This is a genomic window from Acidovorax sp. SUPP2539 (assembly GCF_030158975.1).
GTDB lineage: Bacteria > Pseudomonadota > Gammaproteobacteria > Burkholderiales > Burkholderiaceae_C > Paracidovorax.
Window position 1 is genome coordinate 108938 of sequence record NZ_BQXJ01000010.1, and the last position, 23884, is coordinate 132821.

The following is a 23884-nucleotide window of genomic DNA, read 5'->3' on the forward strand; positions in this document are numbered from 1 at the left end:
GGGTATTGGGCGCAAGGGGACATGGGGGGGGCCGATGCAAGGGCCCATTCGGCATTGCGCCTGTTTCCTACACCCCCGCCTGGCGCGCCCCTGCTACCTTGCCATCCACCCAGGCACCAGCAACCACCGACCGTGGCGAAACCCCTCCACCCGCGCATCCGGCAACGCCGCCACGCCGGCCGCCAGGCGACAGGGTGTGCCTGACCCGACCCAATGACCCGCACCCCCACCACCCCCGACGCCCTCGCGCTGTATGAACAAAAGCGCGACTTCTCGATCACCCCCGAGCCGCGCGGAGGGGCGGAGGCGCCCGCCGAGGCGCTGCGTTACGTGATCCACAAGCACTGGGCCACCCGGCTGCACTACGACCTGCGCCTGGAGCTGGAGGGCACCATGAAAAGCTGGGCCGTGCCCAAGGGCCCGAGCTTCGATCCGGCCGACAAGCGCATGGCGGTGCAGGTGGAGGACCACCCGATCGCCTACAACCAGTTCGAAGGGCAGATCCCGGCGCGGCAGTACGGGGCGGGCAAGGTCATCATCTGGGACAAGGGCTACTGGGTGCCGCTGGAAGATCCGGTGAAGGGCTACCGGGCCGGCAAGCTCAAGTTCGAGATCCACGGCCACAAGCTGCAGGGGCGGTGGACGCTGGTGCGAATGCACTCCCGGGGGGCCAAGCAGGAGCGGCAGCCCGCATGGCTGCTAATCAAGGAGCACGACGGACTGGAGCGCCCGGCGGCCGAGTTCGACGTGGTGCAAGACATGCCCGACAGCGTGAGCGCCCTGCCCGATCTGCCAGGCGTGCCAGGCCAGGCGCCTCGGCCCGGCAAGGCGCGGGCAACGAAGGCCGCCCGAGGCGCCAAAGCCGCCCAAGCGGTCAAGGCCCCGTTGCCAGCCGAGCTCAAACCCCAGCTCGCCACGCTGGTCCAGGGTCCGCCGCCCGATCTGGCCGACTGGCTGTTCGAACTCAAGTTCGACGGCTACCGGCTGCTCGCGCGCATCGACCGTGGCAAGGTGCGGCTGTTCACCCGCAATGGCAACGACTGGGCTCACAAGATGCCTGACCTCGTGACGGCCCTGAAGGCGCTTCCCATCGACAGCGGCTGGATCGATGGTGAGATCGTGGTGATGGACCGCCAGGGCATGCCGGACTTCCAGGCGCTGCAGAACGCGTTCGAGAACGGCACCGCGGCAGGGCTGGTGTTCTATGCGTTCGACCTGCCCTTCGTGAACGGGGCGGACCTGCGCGCGCTGCCCGTCACCGACCGCCGCGAGGCCCTGCGCGCCATCCTTCCCGGGGGCGAGGGCCAGACGGTGCGCTTCAGCGAGGCCTTCGATGCGGCCCCGGGCCAGCTCATCGCCTCGGCCTGCCGGCTCGGCTTCGAAGGGGTGATCGGCAAGCGCAGGAGCGCGCCGTATGTCTCGCAACGCTCGGCGGACTGGATCAAGCTCAAATGCGGCCAGCGCCAGGAGTTCGTGATCGGCGGCTACACCGAGCCCAGGGGCACGCGCACCGGCATCGGCGCGCTGCTGCTGGGCGTGCAGGACGAAGACGGGAGCCTGCGCTACGTGGGCAATGTCGGCACCGGGTTCAACGAGCGCAGCTTGGCGCAGTTGCGCGAGCGCCTGGGGGCGCTGACAACCTCCAAGAGCCCGTTCGCCAACGCGGCCCGGGGCGCGGCCAAGGTGCATTGGGTGCGGCCGCTGTTGCTGGCGGAGGTGGCCTTCGCCAGCTGGACGCACAGCGAACGCATCCGCCACGCCGTGTTCCGCGGCCTGCGAGACGACAAGCCCGCCAAGGACATCGTGCACGAGCGCCCTCTTCCCGCCAAGGCGCTGGCCAAGTCCGCCACCCACGCCAAGCCCTCGCCCGCGCGAGCGGCCCCCCTGCGCGTGACCCATGCCGACCGCGTCATCGACCCGGAATCGGGCACCACCAAGATCGATCTCGTGCGCTATTACGCGCTGGTGGCGCCGCTGATGATGGAGCACCTGCACCAGCGCCCGGTCTCGCTGGTGCGGGCTCCGGCCGGTGTCGGTGGCGAGCTGTTCTTTCAGCGCCACCAGGAGCAAGGCAGCCTGCAGGGCGTGCAGCCGCTCAAGGCCTCGCTCTACCCCGGCCATCCGCCGCTGCTGGAGGTGGTGGGGCCGGAGGGCCTGCTGGCCGCTGCGCAGATGAACACGGTGGAGTTCCACACCTGGAATGCCCGCAAGGACCGCATCGACCGGCCTGACCGCATGACGTTCGACCTCGACCCCGGCGAGGGCCTGGCCTGGGAACGCATGCAGGAGGCGGCCACCCTGATGCGCGTGATGCTCACCGAACTCGGCCTGCCGTCGTTCCTCAAGACCAGCGGCGGCAAGGGCCTGCACGTGGTGGTGCCCATCCAGCGGCGGCACGACTGGGATACGGTCAAGGCGTTTTCGCAGGCCATCGTGCAGCACATGGCCCGCACCATTCCGGCCCTGTTCGTGGCCAAGAGCGGGCCCCGCAACCGCGTGGGCAAGGTGTTCGTGGACTACCTGCGCAACGGATTGAGCGCCACCACGGTCTGCGCCTGGTCGGCGCGCTCGCGGCCGAACCTGGGCATCTCGGTGCCGCTGGCCTGGAAGGAGCTGGAAACCCTGACGGGCAGCGCAGAGTGGACCGTGCGCAATGTGGACGAGCGGCTGCGCACCGGCAACACCCCCTGGGAGGGCTATGCCGGCGCGTCGGTGTCGATCGCGGGCGCCATGCGCCTGCTGCAGTTCACGCCGAAGGCATGAGCGGCGGCCGCGCGGCGGCGGCAGGGCCGGTCAGGCCTGCAGTGGTAGTTCGTCCGTTTCGGTGCGGGTGGTGCGGTGGCCCTTCAGTCCAAGCTTGGCCAGCAGCTTCACATCGGCCTCGCCCTCGGGGTTGCCGGTGACCAGCAGCTTGTCGCCGTAGAAGATCGAATTGGCGCCCGCCATGAAGCACAGCGCCTGCACGGCATCGCCCATCTGCTGACGGCCGGCCGACAGGCGCACGCGGGCCTTGGGCATGGTGATGCGCGCCACGGCGATCACCCGCACGAAGTCCAGCGGGTCCACCGGATCGCTGTCGGCCAGCGGGGTGCCGGGCACGCGCACCAGACTGTTGATGGGCACCGATTCGGGGTAGGGGTTCAGATTGGCGAGCTGGGCGAGCAGGCCGGCGCGGTGCACGGGCGCCTCTCCCATGCCCACGATGCCGCCGCAGCACACGCTGATGCCGGCGCCGCGCACGTGCTGCAGGGTGTCGAGCCGGTCCTGGTAGGCGCGGGTGCTGACCACGTCGGTGTAGTACTCGGGCGCGGTGTCCAGGTTGTGGTTGTAGTAGTCGAGTCCGGCGTCTTTCAGCGCCTGCGCCTGGTGCGATTCGAGCATGCCCAGCGTGGCGCAGGTCTGCATGCCCAGCCCTTTGACGGCGCCGATCAACTCGCTCACTTTTTCGATGTCCCGGTCCTTGGGCGCGCGCCAGGCGGCGCCCATGCAAAAGCGGGTGGCGCCGGCATCCTTGGCGGCCTGGGCCGCAGCCGTGACTTCCTGCACGCTCATCAGCTTCTCGGCTTTCACGCCGGTGTCGAACTCGGCCGACTGCGGGCAATAGCCGCAGTTCTCGGGGCAGCCACCGGTCTTTACCGACAGCAGCGTGGCCAGTTCGATGTCGCCGGCAGGCCAGTGCTCGCGGTGCACGCTCTGGGCCTGGAACATCAGGTCCATGAACGGCTTGTCCAGCAGCGCCTGGATGGCCTCGACGGACCAGGGCCCGGCGGGCACCTGCGCGACTGGCGGGCGGCGGTGCAGTTGCACGGCTTGCGCCGCGGCGGGGGTGGGTGGGACAGCGGTGGTTGGCATGGTGGGTGGGCCCTTTCTCGTCTGGTTTTTCGGCAGTCCGGCATCTGGCCGGTCGTGGCAGGCGCAGATTCTGGCGGAGCCAGCGGCGCAAATCCAGATCCAGGCCTCACAAACCCGAGCGGGATGAAGTGCCGTTATCTGCGGTCAACGGCCGGCCAGTGATCGGGCTTTTTAACCGAGGTTGCGCGACATTGCCCGCACGATCTCACAGCCGAAAAATCCGTGTCGCCTTCTGTCGCGAAACCATGGCCATCTTTCCGAAAACACCTCGCCTGACTGTGCAGCCATGCCCGGAGTTGCGTGCAGTTGGCGCCAGTGCCGCTGGAGGGCGGCAAGCAATGCCTGCCGATTCGTCAGCCCAGCGCCGCGATCACGTCTTTGGGGGCCTGCACCAGCTCGATGAGCACACCCTCGCCCGCGATCGGAAACTCCGCGCTGGATTTGGGGTGCAGAAAGGTGATGTCGTGCCCCGCCGCACCCTGGCGGATGCCACCGGGCGCGAAGCGCACCCCCTGGGCCGTGAGCCATTCCACCGCGCGCGGCAGGTCGTCGATCCACAGGCCGATGTGGTTGAGCGGCGTGGTGTGCACGGCCGGCTTCTTGTCCACGTCCAGCGGCTGCATCAGGTCCACCTCCACCGCATGCGCGCCCCGGCCCATGGCCAGGATGTCTTCGTCGACGTTCTCGCGCTCGCTGCGGAAGGTGCCGGTCTGTTCGAGGCCCAGCATGTCCACCCACAGCGCCTTCATGCGCTCCTTGTCGGTGCCGCCGATGGCGACTTGCTGGATGCCGAGGACCTTGAAAGGACGTGCGGTGATGGGATTTGCCATGCAGGCTCCAAAAACGGTTTACTATGATTTTTATAGCAATATGCCCTAGTGGAATATGCGCCGCAGGCCAAAATGGGCCTGATCCACAGCGTGCCACCCACAGGCATGCGCCACGCGGTGCCGGCCGGTTCGGGCCCTGCCCGCCCCGCCCGCTACACCGAGCACGGGCATCACTGGAACTCCAGGATCACCTGGTCCACCGCCAGCGACTCGCCCTTGCCAGCCACCACCTTGCCCACGATGCCGTCCTGGGTGGCGAACAGGATGTTCTCCATCTTCATGGCCTCGATCACCGCGAGCTTTTCGCCGGCCTGCACCGCCTGGCCGGGCTGCACCGCCACGTCGACCAGCAGCCCGGGCATGGGCGACAGCAGGAACTTGCTCAGGTCCGGCGGCGCCTTGTACGGCATGAGCTGGTGCAGGCGAGCGCCCAGGGGGGACAGCACCATCGCATCGATCTGCGTGCCGTTGTGCGAGATGCGCAGCGCCAGCGGGCTGCGCGGCGTGCCGCGCTCGACCTGCGCCGTGAAGCCCGCGCCGTTGCACTGGCCCTGCACGCGGATCTGGCCCAGCGTGGCCGCGCTGCCGATCTGGTAGCTCTTGCCGCCCACCGACACGGCGCTGGAGCCCGAGCTGCCCTGGAAGTCCGTCACCGACACCGCGTGGTGCTCGTTGCGGCCTTCGTGCCCCATCACCACCACCACGAACTGCTCGCCCACCTTCACGTTGTGGCCGGCCAGTTGCCCGCTGATGCCCGAGGCACGCGCGCGGTAGCGGCGGTTCATGTACGCCGCCAGCGCCACCAGGAACAGCGGATCGTCGTGCGGCACGTCCTGCGAGGCAAAGCCCTGACTGTAGTTCTCGGCGATGAAGCCGGTGTTGAAGTCGCCTGCCACGAAACGCGGATGGGCCAGCAGCGCGGCCTGGAACGGGATGTTGCTGCCCACGCCGCGGATCACGAAGCCGTTGAGCGCGGCGCGCATCTTGTGGATGGCGTCTTCCCGGTCCTGGCCATGCACGATGAGCTTGGCGATCATCGAGTCGTAGTACATGGGGATCTCGCCGCCCTCGTACACGCCCGTGTCCACCCGCACGCCCAGCTTTTTGGTGGTGTCGGCCTGGAACATCGACTCCTCCGGCGGCTGAAAGCGCACCAGGCGGCCGGTGGAGGGCAGAAAGTTGCGGAACGGGTCTTCGGCGTTGATGCGGCACTCGATGGCCCAGCCATCGCGCCGGACGTCGGCCTGGGTGAGCGGCAGCGGCTCGCCGGCGGCCACGCGGATCATCAGCTCGACCAGGTCCAGGCCGGTGATGCATTCCGTCACCGGGTGCTCCACCTGCAGGCGCGTGTTCATCTCCAGAAAGTAGAAGTCCTGGTCCTTGCCGACCACGAACTCCACCGTGCCGGCGCTCTGGTAGTTCACCGCCTTGGCCAGGGCCACGGCCTGCTCGCCCATGGCCTTGCGCGTCGCGTCGGAGATGAAGGGGGACGGCGCCTCCTCGATCACCTTCTGGTGGCGGCGCTGGATGGAGCATTCGCGCTCGTTCAGGTAGATCACGTTTCCCTGGCTGTCGCCCAGCACCTGGATCTCGATGTGGCGCGGCTCCTGCACGAACTTCTCGATGAAGATGCGGTCGTCGCCGAAGCTGTTGCGCGCCTCGTTGCGGCACGAGGTGAAGCCCTCCAGCGCCTCCTTGTCGTTGTAGGCCACGCGCAGGCCCTTGCCGCCACCGCCGGCGGACGCCTTGATCATCACGGGGTAGCCGATGTCGCGGGCGATCTCCACCGCGCGCTCGGCCGATTCGATGGCGTCGTTCCAGCCCGGAATGGTGCTGACCTGCGCCTCGTTCGCCAGTTTCTTGGAGGCGATCTTGTCGCCCATGGCGGCGATGGAATGGTGCTTGGGGCCGATGAAGACAATGCCCTCCTCCTCCACGCGCTTGGCGAAGGCTTCGTTTTCCGACAGGAAGCCGTAGCCCGGGTGCACGGCCTGCGCCCCGGTCTGCTTGCAGGCGGCGATGATGCGGTCGGCCTGCAGGTAGCTCTCGCGGCTGGGCGCCGCCCCGATGTGCACGGCCTCGTCGGCCAGCTTGACGTGGCGCGCCTCCTTGTCCGCATCGGAATACACCGCCACGGTGGCGATGCCCATCTTCTTGGCGGTGGCGATGACCCGGCACGCGATTTCGCCCCGGTTGGCGATCAGGATTTTGGTGAACATGGTGTTGGGGAGTGGAGGTGTTCTAACGGGCGGTGTCTTGCGTGTTTTTTGTCTGTCTGTCTCGCGGGCACGGGGTTCATGCGTGCCGGTCGATGGCCGGGCTCATGTCTTCCATCCAGAGCACGTTGTCCGAGTACGACTGCAGGTCGGGCGAGAGGTTGGAGGTGGAGCCCGAGACCCACACCTCCTTGTGCAGCTCGGACTTCACGTAGGAGATGGCGTCTTCGAAGTCCCCATCGCCGGCGGAGAGGATCAGCCGGTCGTACACGTTCTGGGCCGCCAGCTTGATGATCAGCGTGGCGATGCCCACGTCCACGCCCTTTTGCACCGACCGGTCGAACTGGTGGCTGCAGTTGGGGCAGTTGGCGTGCATGCGCTTGAGCTTGTAGAGCTGCACCCGGAACTTCGGCCCGATGGGGGGCGCGGTCTTGATCCAGGAGTGGAACGCGTTCTGGGCATCGGTGGATGGATCGCTCGCCGAGTTCAGGTAGTAGCTCTCGTGGATCGGCCCGCCGTTCAGGCGCGTGATCTCGTTCTTGAGCTTCAGGTAGTCGAAGGGCCGGCCCTTGCCGTAGTTGAAGAGGTAGGCGCCGTCGACGATCCAGACGGTTTTCATGGGGCGTGCATCGCTCACAGCGGAATGTTCCCGTGCTTGCGCCAGGGGTTCTCCAGCTTCTTGCCCTGCAGCATCACCAGGCTGCGGCAGATGCGCTTGCGCGTCTCGTGCGGCAGGATCACGTCGTCGATGAAGCCGCGGGCGCTGGCCACGAAGGGGTTGGCAAAGCGCTGCTTGTACTCGGCCTCGCGGGCGGCGAGCTTGGCGGGGTCGTTCTTGTCCTCGCGGAAGATGATCTCCACCGCGCCCTTGGCGCCCATCACCGCGATCTCGGCGTTGGGCCACGCCAGATTGACGTCGCCGCGCAGGTGCTTGGAGCTCATCACGTCGTAGGCGCCGCCGTAGGCCTTGCGGGTGATGACGGTGATCTTCGGCACGGTGCACTCGGCATACGCGTACAGCAGCTTGGCGCCGTGCTTGATGATGCCGCCGTACTCCTGCGACGTGCCGGGCATGAAGCCGGGCACGTCCACGAAGGTGACCACGGGGATGTTGAACGCGTCACAGAACCGCACGAAGCGCGCGGCCTTGATGCTGCTCTTGATGTCCAGGCAGCCGGCCAGCACCAGCGGCTGGTTGGCGACGATGCCCACGGTCTGACCCTCCATGCGCGCCAGGCCGATGACGATGTTCCTGGCGTAGTCGGGCTGCAGCTCGAAGAAGTCGCCGTCGTCCACCACCTTGGTGATCAGCTCCTTCATGTCGTAGGGCTTGTTCGGGTTCTCGGGCACCAGGGTGTCGAGGCTGCGGTCCATGCGGTCGGCCGGGTCGTTGCTCGGTCGCACGGGCGGCTTTTCGCGGTTGTTGAGCGGCAGGTAGTTGTACAGGCGGCGCAGCATCATCAGCGCCTCGACGTCGTTCTCGAACGCCATGTCGGCCACGCCGCTGCGGGTGGTATGGGTGCCGGCGCCGCCCAGCTCCTCGGCCGTGACTTCCTCGTGGGTGACCGTCTTGACCACCTCGGGGCCGGTCACGAACATGTAGCTGCTGTCCTTGACCATGAAGATGAAGTCGGTCATGGCGGGCGAGTACACGGCGCCGCCGGCGCAAGGGCCCATGATCATGCTGATCTGCGGGATGACGCCGCTGGCCAGCACGTTTTTCTGGAACACGTCGGCATAGCCGCCGAGCGAGGCCACGCCCTCCTGGATGCGCGCGCCGCCCGAATCGTTGAGCCCGATCACCGGCGCGCCCACCTTCATGGCCTGGTCCATCACCTTGCAGATCTTCTCGGCATGCGTTTCCGACAGCGCGCCGCCGAACACGGTGAAGTCCTGGCTGAAGACGAAGACGAGGCGGCCGTTGATCATGCCGTAGCCGGTCACCACGCCGTCGCCGGGAATCTTCTGGCCTTCCATGCCGAAGTCGGTGCAGCGGTGCTCCACGAACATGTCCCATTCCTCGAACGTGCCGTCGTCCAGCAGCAGCTCGATGCGCTCGTGCGCGGTGAGCTTGCCCTTCTTGTGCTGCGCGTCGATGCGCTTTTGACCGCCGCCCTGGCGGGCGAGTTGGCGCTTTTGCTCCAGTTGTTCGAGGATGTCTTGCATGGGTCGCTCTTTCGGTGGTGATTCTTTTGCTATTTATTTAATAGCGGTGTGCCGGGAATTTTCTTGTGCTGCGAGCAGATTCCGGGCGGCAGTGGACGCGGCGATGCGCCCGGCCGCCACGTCCGCCTGCAGCGTGGGCAGCAGCGCCCGCACCTCGGGGTGCTGGCGGAAAGCGTGCCGCAGGCCTGCCTCGATGCGCTCCCACATCCAGGCCAGGGCCTGCCTTTCGCGGCGGCGGGCGAGCCGGCCGCTGGCGGTCTGCAGTTGGCGGAACTGGCTGACGGCGGCCCAGAAGGCCTGCAGGCCCTGGCCCTGCAGCGCGCTGATCTGCAGCACCTTGGGCTGCCAGGGGGCGGCATCGGCCGGGGCCGGAGCCGGCTCGCTTTCGGCCGGCACCGCGCCGTGGCCCGCTGCCGGCACGTGGCGGGGGTGGCCCAGCGAGCGCTCGGGGTTGCCGTGCTGGCTGAGCAGCCGCAGGCTGGAGGTGATCTGCGCCTCGGCCCGGGTGGCGGCGTGCGGGTCGATGTCGGCCTTGTTGATGACGACCAGGTCGGCGATCTCCATCACGCCCTTCTTGATGGCCTGCAGATCGTCGCCGGCGTTGGGCAGCTGCAGCAGCACGAACATGTCGGTCATGCCGGCCACGGCGATCTCGCTCTGGCCCACGCCCACGGTCTCCACCATGACGATGTCGTAGCCGGCGGCCTCGCACACCAGCATGGCCTCGCGCGTCTTCTCGGCCACGCCGCCCAGGGTGCCGCTGGACGGGCTGGGACGGATGTAGGCCTTCTCGTGCATGGACAGGTGTTCCATGCGGGTCTTGTCGCCGAGGATGGAGCCGCCCGACACGGTGGACGACGGGTCGATGGTGAGCACCGCCACGCGGTGGCCCAGGCCGATGAGGTGCAGGCCCAGCACTTCGATGAAGGTGGATTTGCCCACGCCGGGCACGCCGCTGATCCCCAGGCGAAACGACTGGCCGGTGTGCGGCAGCAAGGCGGTGAGCAGCTCGTCGCCCTGCGCGCGGTGGTCGGCGCGGGTCGACTCCAGCAGCGTGATCGCCTTGGACATGGCCCGGCGCTGCACGGCCTGGGCGCCGTGGAGGATGCCGTCCAGCCAGCCGCCGGCCGAAGGTGGCCGATGGGGCGAAGCCCCCGTAGAAGAAGCGGTCGAAGGCAGGGGCGCGCTCATTCGGCCCCCTCTTCGGGCCGCCACTCGTAGTGCACGTCCACGTCTTCCTCGCCGGTCTGCACGAAGCCGTGGCGCTGGTAGAAGCGGTTGGCATCGCTGCGCTGCAGCGCGGTCACGCGCAGCACGGCGCCTTCGCGGCGCGCCCGGTCCTGCACCTGGGCCAGCACGGCGGCGCCCACGCCGGCGCCCTGCCAGTCCGGGTGCAGGTACAGGTGCTGCAGCCGCAGCGCCCGGCCGCCCTCGGGCAGCACGGTGACGAAGCCCATGCGCCGCCCGTCGGGTGCGACCAGGTGCTGCATGTGCTCGGGGGTGAAAGCCGCGCGCAGCCGCTCGCGCGAGCGCTCGGGGGTGTAGCGGCCCACGCGCTCCAGGCTCTCGCGCATGGCCGCGGTGCGCAGCGCCAGCATGGGCTCGAAGTCCGCCTCGGCCACCGGATGCCAGGTGAACGCGGGGGCGGTCAATGCGGCACCTCCACGCGGCGCCATGCCATGCGCGCGGGCGCCCGGCCGACGGTCGCCGTCGTCATGCCGCGAAGGCCTTGCGGATCTGCTCCAGCACGTCCTTGGCGCTGGCCGGGATCGGCGTGCCGGGGCCGTACACGCCCTTGACGCCCGCCTCGTAGAGGAAGTCGTAGTCCTGCACCGGGATCACGCCGCCCACGAAGACGATGATGTCGTCCGCGCCCTGGTCCTTGAGCGACTGGATGATGGCCGGCACCAGCGTCTTGTGCCCCGCCGCCAGGGTGGAGACCCCCACGGCGTGCACGTCGTTCTCGATGGCCTGGCGGGCGCATTCCTCGGGGGTCTGGAAGAGCGGGCCCATGTCCACGTCGAACCCCAGGTCGGCGAAGGCCGTGGCCACCACCTTGGCGCCGCGGTCGTGCCCGTCCTGGCCGAGCTTGGCGATCATCACGCGCGGGCGGCGGCCTTCGGCCTCGGCAAACTCGTTGATCTCGGCCTTGAGCTGCTCCCAGCCTTCGGCCGAGTCGTAGGCGGCGGCATACACGCCCGTCACCTTCTGCGTGTCGGCGCGGTGGCGGCCATAGACCTTCTCCAGCGCGTCGGACACCTCGCCCACCGTGGCGCGCAGGCGCATCGCCTGGATGGCCAAGTCGAGCAGGTTGCCTTCGCCGCTTTCCGCCGCGGCCGTGAGCGCGTCCAGCGCCTGCTGCACCTGCGCGGCGTCGCGCTTTTCGCGGATGGCTTTCAGGCGCGCGATCTGCCCGTCGCGCACCTTCACGTTGTCGATCTGCAGGATGTCGACCGGGTCTTCCTTGTGCAGCTTGTACTTGTTGACGCCCACGATCACGTCCTTGCCCGAGTCGATGCGGGCCTGCTTCTCGGCGGCCGCGGCCTCGATCTTGAGCTTGGCCCAGCCGCTGTCCACCGCCTGGGTCATGCCGCCCATGGCTTCGACCTCTTCGATGATGGTCCACGCAGCATCGGCCATGTCCTGCGTGAGCTTTTCCATCATGTAGCTGCCGGCCCAGGGATCGATCACGTTGGTGATGTGGGTCTCTTCCTGGATGATGAGCTGCGTGTTGCGGGCGATGCGGGCCGAGAACTCGGTGGGCAGCGCGATGGCTTCGTCCAGCGCGTTGGTATGCAGGCTCTGCGTGCCGCCGAACACCGCGGCCATGGCCTCGATGGTGGTGCGCACCACGTTGTTGTAGGGGTCCTGCTCGGTCAGGCTCCAGCCGCTGGTCTGGCAGTGGGTGCGCAGCATCAGGCTCTTGGGGTTCTTGGCGCCGGTGGCCTTCATGATGCGGCACCACAGCAGGCGCGCGGCGCGCATCTTGGCCACCTCCAGGTAGAAGTTCATGCCGATCGCCCAGAAGAACGACAGGCGCCCGGCGAACTCGTCCACGTCCAGCCCCGAGGCGATGGCCGTCTTCACGTACTCCTTGCCGTCGGCCAGGGTGAAGGCCAGCTCCAGCGCCTGATTGGCGCCCGCCTCCTGCATGTGGTAGCCACTGATGGAGATGGAATTGAACTTCGGCATGTTCCGCGCCGTGTAGCCGATGATGTCGCCGATGATGCGCATCGAGGGCTTGGGCGGGTAGATGTAGGTGTTGCGCACCATGAACTCTTTCAGAATGTCGTTCTGAATGGTTCCCGACAGCTGGTCCTGCCGCACGCCCTGCTCTTCCGCGGCCACCACGTAGCCGGCCAGCACGGGCAGCACGGCGCCGTTCATCGTCATGGAGACGCTCACCTTGTCCAGCGGAATTTGGTCGAAGAGGATCTTCATGTCCTCCACCGAATCGATCGCCACGCCGGCCTTGCCCACGTCGCCCGTGACCCGCGGATGGTCGCTGTCGTAGCCGCGGTGCGTGGCCAGGTCGAACGCCACGCTCACCCCCTGCCCGCCGGCGGCCAGCGCCTTGCGATAGAAGGCGTTGGACTCCTCGGCCGTGGAAAAGCCCGCGTACTGGCGGATCGTCCAGGGCCGCACCGCGTACATCGTGGCCTGCGGGCCGCGCAGGTAGGGCTCGAAGCCTGGCAGCGTGTTGGCGTAAGGCAGGTTCGCCGTGTCCTCGGCCGTATAGAGCGGCTTGACCGTGATGCCGTCGGGCGTCACCCAGTTCAGCGCCGCGACATCGCCACCGGGGGCCGACTTGGCGGCCGCCCGGGTCCACGCGGCGAGGTCTGCGGGGGCGAAAGAGGGGAATGGGGTGTTGCTGCTCATATCTGGGAAGGCTTCACGGGTGGCGAGAAAAGCGCGGTGGCGCTGCAACGATTTGGCACAGTGAAGCGAGTCTAACCCAATCTGTAATTATTAATTTATAGTTTTTCTGCGGTACATTCCCGCCATGTCAGCCGCCACCCTCACCCCCCGCGCCCTCTACGAAGAGGTGGCGGAGCAACTGCGCCAGCGCATCTTCCGGCGCGAACTGCAGCCCGGCAGCTGGATCGACGAACTGCGCATCGCCGAGGAGTTCGGCATCAGCCGCACGCCCCTGCGCGAGGCCCTCAAGGTGCTCGCGGCCGAAGGGCTGGTCACGATGAAGGTGCGCCGCGGCGCCTACGTGACCGAGGTGTCCGACAAGGACCTGCGCGACGTGTACCACCTGCTCGCGCTGCTGGAAAGCGATGCGGCCGGCGTGGTCGCCGCCAGCGCCACGGCCGAGCAACTTCGCGAGCTGGAAGGACTGCACCGCGAACTGGCCGCCAGCGTGGACGACCGCGAGCGCTTCTTCGCGGTGAACGAGCGCTTTCACATGCGGGTGCTGGAACTGGCCGACAACCGCTGGCGCAACCAGATGGTGGCCGACCTTCGCAAGGTGATGAAGCTCAACCGTCACAACTCGCTGCTCAAGCAGGGCCGCATCGATGAATCGCTGCGCGAGCACGGCCGGGTGCTGGCCGCGCTGCAGGCGCACGACGCGCAGGCCGCCGCCTGCGCCATGCGCGAGCACTTCGCCAACGGACTGCAGGCCGCCGCCTGAGCCGTGCCGCGGCCCGTGGGCCGCCCCCCCTGAGAAACCCGGCGCTTGCCCCGCGGGGATATCGCCTTCATGATGCACCCGTTGTCCATAAACGGTGGCACCGCGCGCGTGCGGTAGCCATCCCTCACGGCCACGGCCGATGACACACGGGAGGAGCTTGCATGCTGGAGCGGTTTTTCTTGCTGGGAGAGTCCCCTGCCGACCTGCTGGTGGCGCAGCACGATCCGTGGCTGGTGCTGCTGTCAGTGGCGGTGGCCGTGGCCACGTCGACCCTTGCCCTTCACCTGGCGGGGCAAGCCCGGCTGACCCACGAACCGGTGCACCGCACGATGGCCCTGGCCACCTCCGCCGTCGCGCTGGGGGCGGGCATCTGGGCCATGCACTTCATCGGCATGCTGGCCTTCACCCTGTGCGTGGCGGTGCGCTACGACGTGGGCATCACCCTCCTGTCGATGCTGCCGGGCCTGGCCGCCTCCTGGGTGGCGCTGAACGTGCTGGTCCGTCAGCAAGTCACCGGGCGGCAGTTGGCCATGGGCGGACTGCTCGTGGGCGCGGGCATCGGCGCCATGCACTACGCCGGCATGGAAGCCCTGCGCATGGCACCGGACCTGCGCTACGACCCGGCCTGGTTCGCCGCATCGATCGTGGTGGCGGTCGTCCTGGCCGTGCTGGCGCTGTGGGTGCGTTTCACGGTGCACCAGCGCAGCGGCATGTCCAACTGGCAGGCCACCCTGCTGTCGGGCAGCATCATGGGCATGGCGATCTCGGGCATGCACTACACCGCCATGGCGGCCGCCCGCTTCGTCGGGCAGGCCGATCCGGAACTGCAGGACAGCCACGCCTGGACACAGGCGCTCGCGGTGACGGTGGCGCTGGTGACGGCCGGGGTGGGGATCTTCGCGGGTGTGTCCAACGGACTGATCCGCTACCGCGACATGTACCGCAAGGTGCGACGCAGCGAATCGCGCCTGCGCGCCCTGGTGGACACGGCGGTGGACGGCATCATCACCATCGACCATGAAGGCACGATGCAGAGCTACAACCGCTCGGCCGAGCGCATCTTCGGCTGGCCGCCCGCCGACGTGCTGGGCCGCAACATCCGCATGCTCATGCCGCAGCCGGACAGCGCCGCCCACGACGGCTACCTGCGCCGCTACCTGGAGACCGGCGAGGCGCGCATCATCGGCACGGGCCGCGAGGTGCTGGGGTTGCACCGCGACGGCAGCACCTTCCCGCTGCGGCTGGCCATCGGCCGCGCCGATGCGCCCGGGGGACCGATGTTCGTGGGATTCGTCACCGACCTGCGCGGCGTGAAGGAGGCCGAGATGCGGCTGGGCATCGCCGCCAGCGTGTTCGCGCACAGCTACGAGGCGGTGCTCATCCTGGACGCCGAACGCCTCATCGTGGATGCCAATCCCGCATTCGAGCGGATGATGGGCGAGTCCCGCACCGAAGTCCTCGGGCGCCACGTGCAGACGCTCTACGCCGCCGCCCCGCATCTCGACTTTCCCGGCGTGTGGCATGCGGTGCAGGCCCAGGGCTACTGGCAGGGGGAACTGCTCGGGCGCAGTCCGCAGGGTGCCGTGCCGCAGCGCGTGTCCATCGCGGCGGTGCTGGGCGACGAAGGCTACCCGCACCACTACATCGTGGTCATCAGCGACATCACCCAGATCAAGGCGCACGAGCAGGAGCTGGAGCACATCGCGCTGTACGACAGCCTCACCGGCCTGCCCAACCGCCGCCTGCTCGCCGACCGGCTGGTGCTGGCGATCGCCCATGCGCAACGGCACCGCGAACTGCTGGCCGTGTGCTACCTCGACCTCGACGGCTTCAAGCGCGTGAACGACCAGCACGGCCATGCCGCAGGCGACCAGTTGCTCGTCGAGGTGGGCCGCCGCATCCAGTCGCATCTTCGCGCCGAGGACACGCTGGCGCGCCTGGGCGGCGACGAGATGGTGCTGCTGATCGGCGGGCTGCAATCCCCCGACGACTGCGCGCCCCTGCTGGAGCGGGTGCTGCAGGCCGTGCACCAGCCCGTGCCGCTGCCGCGCGGTCAGGGATTCGTCTCGGCCAGCATCGGGCTGAGCATCTACCCGCTGGATGGCGACACCCCCGACCTGCTGCTGCGCCAGGCCGATCACGCCATGTACGAGGCCAAGCAGAACGGCAAGAACCACTGCCGCCGGTTCGCGGGCGCCGAACCCATGGTGCAGGCGCCGCTGCATGGGCCCGGCCGCTAGGTGCCGAGCGCCTCGGGCCGCGGTGGCGGCGCCGGCACCTGTTGCGCCACGGCGCCGAAGAGGTGCTCCAGGTCCGACGGATGCATGGCCGATGCGATCACGGGTTGCCACTGGGGCAGCTCGTGGTTGGCGGACAGGTTGATCCGGTCCGCCCAGCGGTCCTGGTAGGTGACGACCTGGGGATTGCCTGCCGCGGAATAGGTCCCCGGCCGTGGCGACGCCGCCCAGCCCGGGTGGTGCATGAGCATCGGCATGGACTGGATCGGGTCCAGCGACCGGGTGAACTGGCGCAGCGCGAAGGCCATGCCCCCTGCAGTCTTCGGGGCGATGTAGCGCTGCGCGACGGCCTCCATCCCCAGGCGCGGCGGGTTGAAGGCATAGGTGCTGACCTTGCCGCGCGCGCCGTTGGCGTCCAGGAAATGCGCGATGTCGAAGCTGGCCAGGGTGGCCACCGCCGCGCCCAGGCTGTGGCCCACCACCGAGACCGACAGCGTCTTGCCGCTGTCACGCGCCATCCCGGCATAGCGCATCAGCAGGCCGCCCAAATCCAGCCCGTTGGCGCGCGGCGCCATCGCCTCGGCCTGCCACCGTTCCTGCCAGCCGCTGCCCACCCGTCCCAGATCGGGCAGGCCTGCGGCCAGCGGGTTGGCATGGGCCCGCGGAATCTGCGACTTGAGGTCGCACAGCAGATCGTCGGGGTCCTCCATGCGCGTGCCGGCAAACCCCAGCACGACGGCAAGGACCTGCGGGTGCTCCAGGTGGTCCCAGCATTTGGTGGCCGCGCTGGACTGGTCGGCCGCGAAACGCATGCCGCCCCGGCCGGTGATCTCGGCGAAATCCACGGTGTACGCCTGCCCCGCGAAATCCCGCATGCCCTCCAGCACCGCCCGCTGCAGGGCCTGCGTGGTCCTGGACGGCAGGCCACGGGCACCGCCGGCCTGCGGCAGATCGACCGCCCAAAGGGCATCGGCGATGTCGACCGAGGCCATGTCGAGGGCCACCGGGGGCCCAGGACGGGCTCGCATCGGCTCGGAGCCCGGAGAGAGGCGCGGCGGCCGTTGAACGGCCAACCCGTGCAACGGCCCTGCCGTGCTGTGCCGCATCGGGACGCGCACCGGGACACCGGCCGGATGGCCTGGCCGGCTGGGCGCGCCCGCGGAATGCGGCGGCGCCGTCGCTGGAAGGGGCTGTCGGAAAAATGCCGTGGTCATCAATCAGAGGTGCGCGGGTGATGCACGCGGGCCAGGGATGGGCGCAGACCCTGGCACCGGCGCATGGAATGGGGGTGAAAACCGAGGCCGGTATTGCACTGCGCACGCCGCGGTCCGGCGCGACCGTGGGCGAACCGAGATGCCGCCCCGCGAACCGCGCAGCCCTCCCCGTCTCCGCTCCATCTTCGCCCCGGTTCAGGCGGCAGCCACCCCTTCCGCCTGCGCCAGCGCGTGATCGCGATAGGCCCGGCCGAAGCGATTGCCCAGGAAATCCCCCAGCGCGATCTGCTCCTGCCGGATGAACCCCGACTGCGGCAGCCGCCCCTGCACCACCAGATCCAGCGCTGCGCAGATGCTGGCCGCCGTGGTCAGCTGAATGGCATTCAGCGCATGCCCGCCCACCGTGGCGCCGACGATGCGTGCCGAGTACGCGTCCTGCACCAGCCGCCCGCCGCGCAGGCCCGATGCACTGGCGAAGACCACGATCACGTCCTGCTCGGTGGCTGGAATGGCGGCCTCGAAAATGTCCTTGAGCAAATCGCGCCGGTCGCGCAGGCGCAGGTCGTTCAGCAGCAGCTTCAGGATGGCGCAGTGCCCCGGATAGCGGATCGACTGGTAATCCATGCGGCGGGCCCTGCCGGCCCAGGTTTCGGGCAGGGTGCCCAGCCCGCCCGAAGTGTTGAAAGCCTCGTATTCCACCCCGTCGAGCGCGAACGTCTCCAGCCCGTCCAGCGCCGCCACGGTGGTGGGCTGGCCGTCCACGATGGCTTCGCAGGGGTTGCAGTATTCGTTGATGAGGCCTTCGGTGCTCCACGTCAGGTTGTAGCGCAGCGCGCCCAGCGGGTAGCGCGGCAACGCGCCCACGCGCATGCGCAGGTCGTGCAGCGTGTCGAAGCGCTGCGCCAGATCGTTGCCCACCACGCCGATGAAGCCCGGTGCCAGTCCGCACTGCGGCATCAGCATGCTGCGGGCGTCCTGCGCCAGGGCGCGGATCGCCTGGGTGCTGCGCACGTCTTCGGTCAGGTCGAAGTAGTGCACCCCGTGGCGGGCGCACAGCGTGGCCACCGGCACGGCGCGGTGAAACGGCAACGCGTTCAATACGGCGAACTGCCCGGCGATAGCCGCCTCCAGGGCGCCGTCGTCCTGCAGCAGCACGGTGCCGACGCCCAGCGCCGCCACCCGGGCCAGCGCCTCGGGGTCCCGGTCGGCCACGGTGATCCGGTATTCGCCCACCTCCTGCAGCAGCACGGCCATGGCAAAACCGATGTGGCCCGCGCCCAGTATGGCGATGCGATGGGTCGATGGGGTGGAAAGCATGGCGGTCTCCTCAAGGGGGTTGTGATGAAGGGATGAATGCAGCCATGCTAGGTGCCGATGCTGTCGATGTGTAGCGTGCAAAACGTCACATTTGCCCAAAATATTCGCCGAACCGGCGAAAATGCCTGACGCATTCGCACTCCCTGCTCCAAAGGACCCGCCATGGCCACCGAAATGGACGACACCGATCGCCGCCTGCTCAGCCTGCTGCAGGCCAACGCGCGCGAAAGCACCGCGCTGCTCGCCCGCCGCCTGGGCCTGGCGCGCACCACCGTCGTCGCGCGCATCGCCCGGTTGGAGCGCGAAGGCATCGTGGCCGGCTACGGCGTGCGGCTGGGCGCGCCGCTGCAGGCGCAGGCCGTGCGCGCCTGGTGCAGCCTGAGCGTGCTGCCCAAGGCCTCGCCGGCGGTGCTGCGCATGCTCGGTGCGCTGCCGGAGGTGGAAGAGGTCTCGGCCGTGAGCGGCGCGTTCGACTACCTCGTGTTCCTGCGCTGCACCAGCCATGAACAGCTCGATGCGCTGCTCGACCGCATCGGCCAGTTGGAGGGCGTGCACCAGACGCAGACCAGCATCGTGCTCAGCCGCAAGATCGACCGGCGGGGCGCCGGCGACTGAAGGCGCTGCCGCTTGCTCCTGATTACATAGCAACACAGGCAATCAATCCGCCGGCATGGGCGCATTTCCCTTCGAATCCGTCTTCCCGGGCCCGATGGGATAATGCGCCCTGCCCTTCCCCCTGCCCTGTCTCCCCTCCGCCTGCCGCTTTTTTGCCCGTGCCCATGCCCAACGCACCCCACAGTCCCTGGCGCCTGTCCGTAGCGCCCATGATGGATGGGATCGACACGCCCATGATTTCTATGTAATTCAATGACTTACGGTGGTGCGTATTTTTTGTGTAGCACCATCGCAGCACTGAAGTGGACTGCTCCGCGTAGTTCGGCCAGGACCTCGTGACTTAACGTTGGGTGGCTCAACCACCTTTGTCGCGCGGTGACGGTTCGGCGACGCCGACGTGCAGGCCAACGCACCCTCAGCGATAGGGGCAGCGGCGGCAAATGCTTCGGATGTTCGCAGGGGGTAGCCCAGCTTGCCCGTGTCCCGTCCCGGTGCTTGCCTCGACAACAGGAACTCAGGAAGGACTGACCGCATAACGCGGTTGCACGCCAACGCCCATTTCCTAGAGTTTGCGGGCTTCGGTCAAAGCATCATTCGCCAAACGGTTTGAACGACGCCGAGGCTCGCATGACGCTCTACACGACCGACTACCTGGAGTACTACCTCACCCTCGTTGGTTGGATCGTCCAGAACGGCATCTGGAACATCCTCGTCGCGAGCGGAGCGTTCGCCCTGCCCTTCGTCGCGATCGTTGTCCAGGAGTGGCTCCGCGCCCGGGGCGAAGGCGCCGACGAAGGCAACAAGGGCGTGCTGTCGGCCGCCCGGATCGAGAACCGCGTGTGGGTGGCCGTGGTGGTCATCCTCTTCGCCGGCATCCCCTTCATTGACGTGGATCTCTCGACGATCCAGTTCGATGCCAGCCGCTCCAAGCAATGCAAGGTCGATGTGGCCGTCCCCCAGGACACGCGCTGGTCGAACGCGTTCACCACCCTCAACAACCAGAGTGCGCGCGTGCCGGTGTGGTGGTTCTTCATGCACGCGATTTCCAAGGCGGTGACCGGGGCCGCCGTCGCTGCCATCCCCTGCGGAACGGATCTACGGCAGATGCGGATGGAGATCGACGGTACGCGCATCAACGATCCCGTGCTGGCACAGGAAGTGGCCGACTTCACGCGCGATTGCTACGGCCCCGCGAGAGCGAAGCTCTTTATGGGCCGCCCGGAGCTCTCGGACGCCCAGATGGACGACGTGACGTGGATCGGATCTGCCTACTTTCTTGGAACAGGCGGGTACTACGACAGCTACCACTCGCAGACACCCCGCACATCCTGGCCCTACGACGCCACGCGCGACGCGGGGCTGGCACAGGTCGCGAATGGGGGCGGCTACCCTACCTGCAGGCAATGGTGGAGCGACGGCGACCGCGGTCTGCGTAGCCGGCTACTGGCCCAGGTGGACTCCGGCCTCCTTGCTCGGGTCGGGCGCTGGGCGAATTTCGTGTCGCGCCAGCAGGCGGACGACGCCGTCATCCGGGCCATCGCGGCGCCGCGCCAGCAGACGATGAACCAGGGCCAGGCCTACGCCGACTACGGCGGCCAGGTCGATATGACGCTACCCAACATCGTCACGCGGGGAGCGGCGGACGTGGGCCTCGCCGCCGGCTCGGTGGGCGTCTTCCCGGCCATGGACGTGGTACGCCAAGCCCTACCGATGGTGTTGTCGTTCCTTAAGATGGCGATGGTGATCTGCGTGCCGCTCGTCCTGCTGTTTGGCACCTACGACCTCAAGACCGTGGTGACCATGAGCTGTGTGCAGTTCGCCCTCTTCTTCGTGGACTTCTGGTTCCAGTTGGCCCGCTGGATCGACAGCACGATCCTCGATGCACTTTATGGATGGAGCGGTCCGCACAGCAACCTTGACCCACTGCTCGGGCTGAACAATGCGTTCGGAGACATGCTGCTGAACTTCGTGATGGCGAGCATGTTCCTCGTGCTCCCAACATTCTGGGTCAGCGCGCTGGCTTGGATCGGCGTGCGCGCAGGAGCTTTCGCTCAAGGGCTTGCTGGCGGCGTGGGCGACGCCAAGTCGGCTGGCGGCAAAGGCGGTGGAATAGCGTTGAAGGCGTTGAAGTAGCCCGCTAGTTCGGATCGGTCGGATCGTAGGGATCGATCCGAACACCATTTTTGTCGTAGAAACCAAATCCCAGGAGGCCATTGCGCCACTGGGGTGGCTCATCATCTTCATCCAGCGCATCGGTCGCGTTGGCAGCAAGCCAGCAGCCCGCCGCCAGCATCAGAACCAACGCAGCCATCCAGGCCGCCACATAGAACAACGTCGCCACAACTACCAGCCGGAGACACCAACCCACGATCCTTGCGACACTCTGCGGGGCCCATCGCGCAACCAGCCAGGTGTTGATCCCCCTGTCCTGCCGCAGCAACCAGCGCCAGGCACGCGCAGCAGCGCGTCCTGCCCTGCGGCTCAGCGGCACTTTCGATTGAGAGGTGTGCATGGTGTTGCCCTCATGCTGCTTCAAACGTTGAACGGGTTACGAATCGACAGGCTCTCTTCGATGATGAGGCCATGGTGCATGTCCTCGGAGTAGAGCGTCTGGCAGCCTTCGGCTGCGGCCGCCGCCATGATGCAGGCGTCGTAGAACGACAGCTGGTGCCGTGCGGCCAACTCACGGGCGCGGTCGTGCACCTCGACCGTGAGCGGAACAATACTGCAGAACTCCCGCACCAGCGCCAGGAACTGGCCCACCTCGCTCCACCCCATCTTCAACTTACGCACGCAGACGTGGGTGACCTCATTGAGCACCTGAACGCTGATAACCGGGCGGCGCTGCAGCACCTCCTCGGCGCTCTTCGCCTTCTCGGCATCCTCGGACAGCAGGTAGAGCACGACGTTGCTGTCCATGAACACCTTGCTCTTACCCCCGGCCATTTGCGTCGTCCCGGTTGAACTTGAAGTCCGCCGGCAGCTTACCTCGGAAGGAGCGGAGCCGCTCCAGCATGGCCTCCGCTCCGGGCTTTTTGCTAACGGCGAACGACCGCGCATCACCGACGAAGATTTCGATGTCATCGCCCTCCCGCAGTTCGAGCGCTTCGACCACGTTCGCCGGCAGGCGAACGGCCAGGCTATTGCCCCACTTTGCGACTTGCATGGCTACACCCAGATGATATACATGTGATGGCGTATATCCCACCCCCTTCATGACGCCTCGCAAATCCCATCGTTGACGCCGGCAGCAAAGGGCGCGTGCGCGGCAACTGTAAAAAGGAATGGAAGGGGCACCAAGGGGAAAGGCCCTACCCGGAAAGGCGAAAAGGCGGCCACACTGTGCGCCTTTTCATCGGCGCCAGCGGCGATGGCGTTCTGCTACTACTGGAAAGACGACGCCCACATAACAGCCGCCGCTGGCCCCGGTGCAGGTTACCGGTCCCTGTCGTCGAGAACCAAGGAAGGTCTGCACAACACGCGCATAAATGTACAGATGTGCTGAAGCTGTTGATGTGTATGGCGCTCCGGGCCCGTTTCGCTTCAGTTCGGGTGAATGCGGCGTAGATTGGCCACCGACTTGGCCTGTCTGGCGAACTGCGGACGCACTCATGCCAAGGCAGCCAGCAATTTGCGGCGCACCAGCCAGAGATTGGCCAACGCAAACAGCGTGTGCAGCTGTGCCGTGTTCTTGACCAGCCCTCGGTAGCGCACCTTGGCATGCCCGAACTGGCGCTTGAGAACGCGGAACGGGTGTTCGACCCGCGCGCGGATGCCCGCCTTCACGCGCTCGAGTTGCCGGGTCAAGGCTTCGATCGGTTTGGCCGGATCCAGCAGGCGACGTTTGCCCGGCCGCATGGCGATGTGCCAGTTCACGTCGCGCCTGGCATCGGGGCGTTGGCCCGCGCCTTGGTAGCCAGCATCGGCATAGACATCATGGTCGCTTGCGCGCACCAGACTGTTGGCCTCGATCACATCATTGACCGCGCCGCTGGTGCCGCGCACGGTGTGTACCAGGCCCGAGTCGGCGTCCACTCCGATATGGCACTTCATACCGAAGTACCACTGCTGCCCCTTGCGGCTTTGCTTCATCTCCGGGTCGCGCTCGCCGCTGCTGTTCTTGGTCGAGCTGGGCGCTGCGATCAAGGTGGCGTCCACCACCGTGCCGCTCTTGAGCATCACGCCCTTGGCGCTGAGCAGATCGTTGACGGTCTGCAGGATTTGCGCCGCCAGCTTGTGTTTCTCCAGCAGGTGTCGGAACCGCAGGATCGTGCTCTCGTCGGGCAGCCTTTCATCCCAGCCTTCGAGCCCTGCGAACTCGCGGAACACCGGCATGTCGTGCAGCGCTTCTTCCATGGCCGGGTCGCTCAACGCGAACCACTGCTGCATGAAATGGATGCGCAGCATGGTCTCGCACGGGAACGGAGGACGCCCCCGCTTGCCTTCGGGTAGGTACGGCGACACCAGAGCCACCAGTTCGGGCCACGGCACGACCTTCTCCATCTCATCCAGGAATTCCCGCCGCCGCGTTCGCTTCGCCGTCATTCCCAGGCCCAGGCTGTGCTGTTTCATGCGACGTATCGTCTCAGGGCTTCATGTCGATGCCAAGCATGCCGTGGGGCGGTTTATGCAGACCTTCCCTAATGATCGTCTCGACGTAGATCGAGAGGTCTGAGGTTGCCCTCGAATTCTGGAGTGCATAGCCCCAGCCCGGAGAATGCCGGGACGGGAGTATGAATTGAACGAGAAGCAAACGAGAGCGAAGTACACGCAGGAGTTCAAGCAGGAGGCCGTGCGA

General features: G+C 67.3%; 20 protein-coding genes. 5 read left to right on the forward strand and 15 right to left on the reverse strand.

All coding sequences use genetic code 11. The features are described 5' to 3' along the window. Positions 1-213: 213 nt before the first annotated feature. The gene (gene ligD, locus AVTE2539_RS25210; RefSeq protein ID WP_284414949.1) at positions 214-2763 is read left to right on the forward strand and encodes a DNA ligase D; all 2550 of its coding nucleotides are present in this window, start codon (positions 214-216) and stop codon (positions 2761-2763) included. Positions 2764-2793: 30 nt separating this feature from the next. Here ligD and bioB read toward each other — a convergent pair whose 3' ends face one another. The 8 genes from bioB to scpA all read right to left on the reverse strand — a co-directional run bounded on the left by bioB (position 2794) and on the right by scpA (position 12943). Beyond that, the gene (gene bioB, locus AVTE2539_RS25215) at positions 2794-3852 is read right to left on the reverse strand and encodes a biotin synthase BioB (RefSeq protein WP_284414951.1); all 1059 of its coding nucleotides are present in this window, start codon (positions 3850-3852) and stop codon (positions 2794-2796) included. Between the two features lie 353 nt (positions 3853-4205). Further along, positions 4206-4682 (reverse strand): VOC family protein, encoded by a 477-nt coding sequence (locus AVTE2539_RS25220; RefSeq protein ID WP_284399723.1) that lies wholly within the window; start codon positions 4680-4682, stop codon positions 4206-4208. A gap of 170 nt (positions 4683-4852) precedes the next feature. Beyond that, entirely contained in the window at positions 4853-6901 is a 2049-nt protein-coding gene (locus AVTE2539_RS25225; RefSeq protein WP_284414953.1) for an acetyl-CoA carboxylase biotin carboxylase subunit, read from the reverse strand. Positions 6902-6977: 76 nt separating this feature from the next. Beyond that, positions 6978-7517, reverse strand: coding sequence for an NYN domain-containing protein (locus tag AVTE2539_RS25230; protein ID WP_272569491.1), 540 nt, complete (start codon positions 7515-7517; stop codon positions 6978-6980). A gap of 14 nt (positions 7518-7531) precedes the next feature. Next, positions 7532-9064 (reverse strand): acyl-CoA carboxylase subunit beta, encoded by a 1533-nt coding sequence (locus tag AVTE2539_RS25235; RefSeq protein WP_284414955.1) that lies wholly within the window; start codon positions 9062-9064, stop codon positions 7532-7534. Positions 9065-9097: 33 nt separating this feature from the next. Beyond that, complete coding sequence (meaB, locus tag AVTE2539_RS25240; protein WP_502868983.1) at positions 9098-10255, reverse strand: methylmalonyl Co-A mutase-associated GTPase MeaB; 1158 nt, start codon at positions 10253-10255, stop codon at positions 9098-9100. Next, a complete protein-coding gene (locus tag AVTE2539_RS25245; protein ID WP_349817218.1) occupies positions 10252-10716 on the reverse strand; it encodes a GNAT family N-acetyltransferase in 465 nt (154 codons plus the stop codon). The genes meaB and AVTE2539_RS25245 overlap by 4 nt, the downstream gene beginning before the upstream one ends. A 61-nt stretch (positions 10717-10777) precedes the next feature. Continuing rightward, complete coding sequence (scpA, locus tag AVTE2539_RS25250) at positions 10778-12943, reverse strand: methylmalonyl-CoA mutase (protein ID WP_284414959.1); 2166 nt, start codon at positions 12941-12943, stop codon at positions 10778-10780. Between the two features lie 124 nt (positions 12944-13067). On the opposite strand from scpA, the gene AVTE2539_RS25255 reads away from it, so the two are divergent. Together AVTE2539_RS25255 and AVTE2539_RS25260 are read left to right on the forward strand one after the other, a co-directional pair. Beyond that, positions 13068-13703 (forward strand): GntR family transcriptional regulator, encoded by a 636-nt coding sequence (locus tag AVTE2539_RS25255; protein WP_284399734.1) that lies wholly within the window; start codon positions 13068-13070, stop codon positions 13701-13703. Between the two features lie 161 nt (positions 13704-13864). Next, positions 13865-15943 (forward strand): sensor domain-containing diguanylate cyclase, encoded by a 2079-nt coding sequence (locus AVTE2539_RS25260; protein ID WP_284414961.1) that lies wholly within the window; start codon positions 13865-13867, stop codon positions 15941-15943. Here AVTE2539_RS25260 and xopAP read toward each other — a convergent pair. Next, on the reverse strand, positions 15940-16968 hold the full coding sequence (xopAP, locus tag AVTE2539_RS25265; protein ID WP_284414964.1) for a XopAP family type III secretion system effector: 1029 nt from the start codon (positions 16966-16968) through the stop codon (positions 15940-15942). The two genes, AVTE2539_RS25260 and xopAP, sit on opposite strands and share 4 nt — an antisense overlap. A gap of 381 nt (positions 16969-17349) precedes the next feature. Then, entirely contained in the window at positions 17350-18471 is a 1122-nt protein-coding gene (locus AVTE2539_RS25270) for a saccharopine dehydrogenase family protein (protein WP_284414966.1), read from the reverse strand. Positions 18472-18633: 162 nt separating this feature from the next. Between AVTE2539_RS25270 and AVTE2539_RS25275 the strand changes: the two genes are divergently transcribed. Both AVTE2539_RS25275 and AVTE2539_RS25280 read left to right on the forward strand, forming a co-directional pair. Continuing rightward, the gene (locus AVTE2539_RS25275; protein WP_272569505.1) at positions 18634-19086 is read left to right on the forward strand and encodes an Lrp/AsnC family transcriptional regulator; all 453 of its coding nucleotides are present in this window, start codon (positions 18634-18636) and stop codon (positions 19084-19086) included. 627 nt (positions 19087-19713) lie between these two features. Beyond that, positions 19714-21219, forward strand: a complete 1506-nt coding sequence (locus tag AVTE2539_RS25280) for a conjugal transfer protein TraG N-terminal domain-containing protein (protein WP_284414968.1) — start codon at positions 19714-19716, stop codon at positions 21217-21219. Positions 21220-21223: 4 nt separating this feature from the next. Here the strand turns inward: AVTE2539_RS25280 and AVTE2539_RS25285 are convergent, their stop codons facing one another. The 5 genes from AVTE2539_RS25285 to AVTE2539_RS25305 form a co-directional block, all read right to left on the reverse strand. Next, entirely contained in the window at positions 21224-21598 is a 375-nt protein-coding gene (locus AVTE2539_RS25285) for a DUF3742 family protein (protein ID WP_284414970.1), read from the reverse strand. Between the two features lie 20 nt (positions 21599-21618). Continuing rightward, the gene (locus AVTE2539_RS25290; protein ID WP_284414971.1) at positions 21619-22032 is read right to left on the reverse strand and encodes a PIN domain-containing protein; all 414 of its coding nucleotides are present in this window, start codon (positions 22030-22032) and stop codon (positions 21619-21621) included. Further along, positions 22019-22252, reverse strand: a complete 234-nt coding sequence (locus AVTE2539_RS25295; RefSeq protein WP_284414972.1) for an AbrB/MazE/SpoVT family DNA-binding domain-containing protein — start codon at positions 22250-22252, stop codon at positions 22019-22021. The genes AVTE2539_RS25290 and AVTE2539_RS25295 overlap by 14 nt, the downstream gene beginning before the upstream one ends. Before the next feature lie 443 nt (positions 22253-22695). Next, positions 22696-23658 (reverse strand): IS5 family transposase, encoded by a 963-nt coding sequence (locus AVTE2539_RS25300; RefSeq protein WP_284414973.1) that lies wholly within the window; start codon positions 23656-23658, stop codon positions 22696-22698. 13 nt (positions 23659-23671) lie between these two features. Continuing rightward, positions 23672-23884, reverse strand: a 213-nt coding sequence (locus tag AVTE2539_RS25305; RefSeq protein WP_284414974.1) for a hypothetical protein, incomplete at its 5' end; no start/stop codon positions are given.

Coding starts and splice junctions, on each gene's coding strand:
- xopAP (WP_284414964.1), bottom strand. CDS start 16,968: ATGCGAGCCCGTCCTGGGCCCCCGGTGGCCCTCGACATGGCCTCGGTC.
- AVTE2539_RS25275 (WP_272569505.1), top strand. CDS start 18,634: ATGGCCACCGAAATGGACGACACCGATCGCCGCCTGCTCAGCCTGCTG.
- AVTE2539_RS25285 (WP_284414970.1), bottom strand. CDS start 21,598: ATGCACACCTCTCAATCGAAAGTGCCGCTGAGCCGCAGGGCAGGACGC.
- ligD (WP_284414949.1), top strand. CDS start 214: ATGACCCGCACCCCCACCACCCCCGACGCCCTCGCGCTGTATGAACAA.
- scpA (WP_284414959.1), bottom strand. CDS start 12,943: ATGAGCAGCAACACCCCATTCCCCTCTTTCGCCCCCGCAGACCTCGCC.
- AVTE2539_RS25290 (WP_284414971.1), bottom strand. CDS start 22,032: ATGGCCGGGGGTAAGAGCAAGGTGTTCATGGACAGCAACGTCGTGCTC.
- AVTE2539_RS25260 (WP_284414961.1), top strand. CDS start 13,865: ATGCTGGAGCGGTTTTTCTTGCTGGGAGAGTCCCCTGCCGACCTGCTG.
- AVTE2539_RS25270 (WP_284414966.1), bottom strand. CDS start 18,471: ATGCTTTCCACCCCATCGACCCATCGCATCGCCATACTGGGCGCGGGC.
- bioB (WP_284414951.1), bottom strand. CDS start 3,852: ATGCCAACCACCGCTGTCCCACCCACCCCCGCCGCGGCGCAAGCCGTG.
- AVTE2539_RS25225 (WP_284414953.1), bottom strand. CDS start 6,901: ATGTTCACCAAAATCCTGATCGCCAACCGGGGCGAAATCGCGTGCCGG.
- AVTE2539_RS25230 (WP_272569491.1), bottom strand. CDS start 7,517: ATGAAAACCGTCTGGATCGTCGACGGCGCCTACCTCTTCAACTACGGC.
- AVTE2539_RS25255 (WP_284399734.1), top strand. CDS start 13,068: ATGTCAGCCGCCACCCTCACCCCCCGCGCCCTCTACGAAGAGGTGGCG.
- AVTE2539_RS25295 (WP_284414972.1), bottom strand. CDS start 22,252: ATGCAAGTCGCAAAGTGGGGCAATAGCCTGGCCGTTCGCCTGCCGGCG.
- AVTE2539_RS25300 (WP_284414973.1), bottom strand. CDS start 23,658: ATGAAACAGCACAGCCTGGGCCTGGGAATGACGGCGAAGCGAACGCGG.
- meaB (WP_502868983.1), bottom strand. CDS start 10,255: ATGAGCGCGCCCCTGCCTTCGACCGCTTCTTCTACGGGGGCTTCGCCC.
- AVTE2539_RS25220 (WP_284399723.1), bottom strand. CDS start 4,682: ATGGCAAATCCCATCACCGCACGTCCTTTCAAGGTCCTCGGCATCCAG.
- AVTE2539_RS25235 (WP_284414955.1), bottom strand. CDS start 9,064: ATGCAAGACATCCTCGAACAACTGGAGCAAAAGCGCCAACTCGCCCGC.
- AVTE2539_RS25280 (WP_284414968.1), top strand. CDS start 19,714: ATGACGCTCTACACGACCGACTACCTGGAGTACTACCTCACCCTCGTT.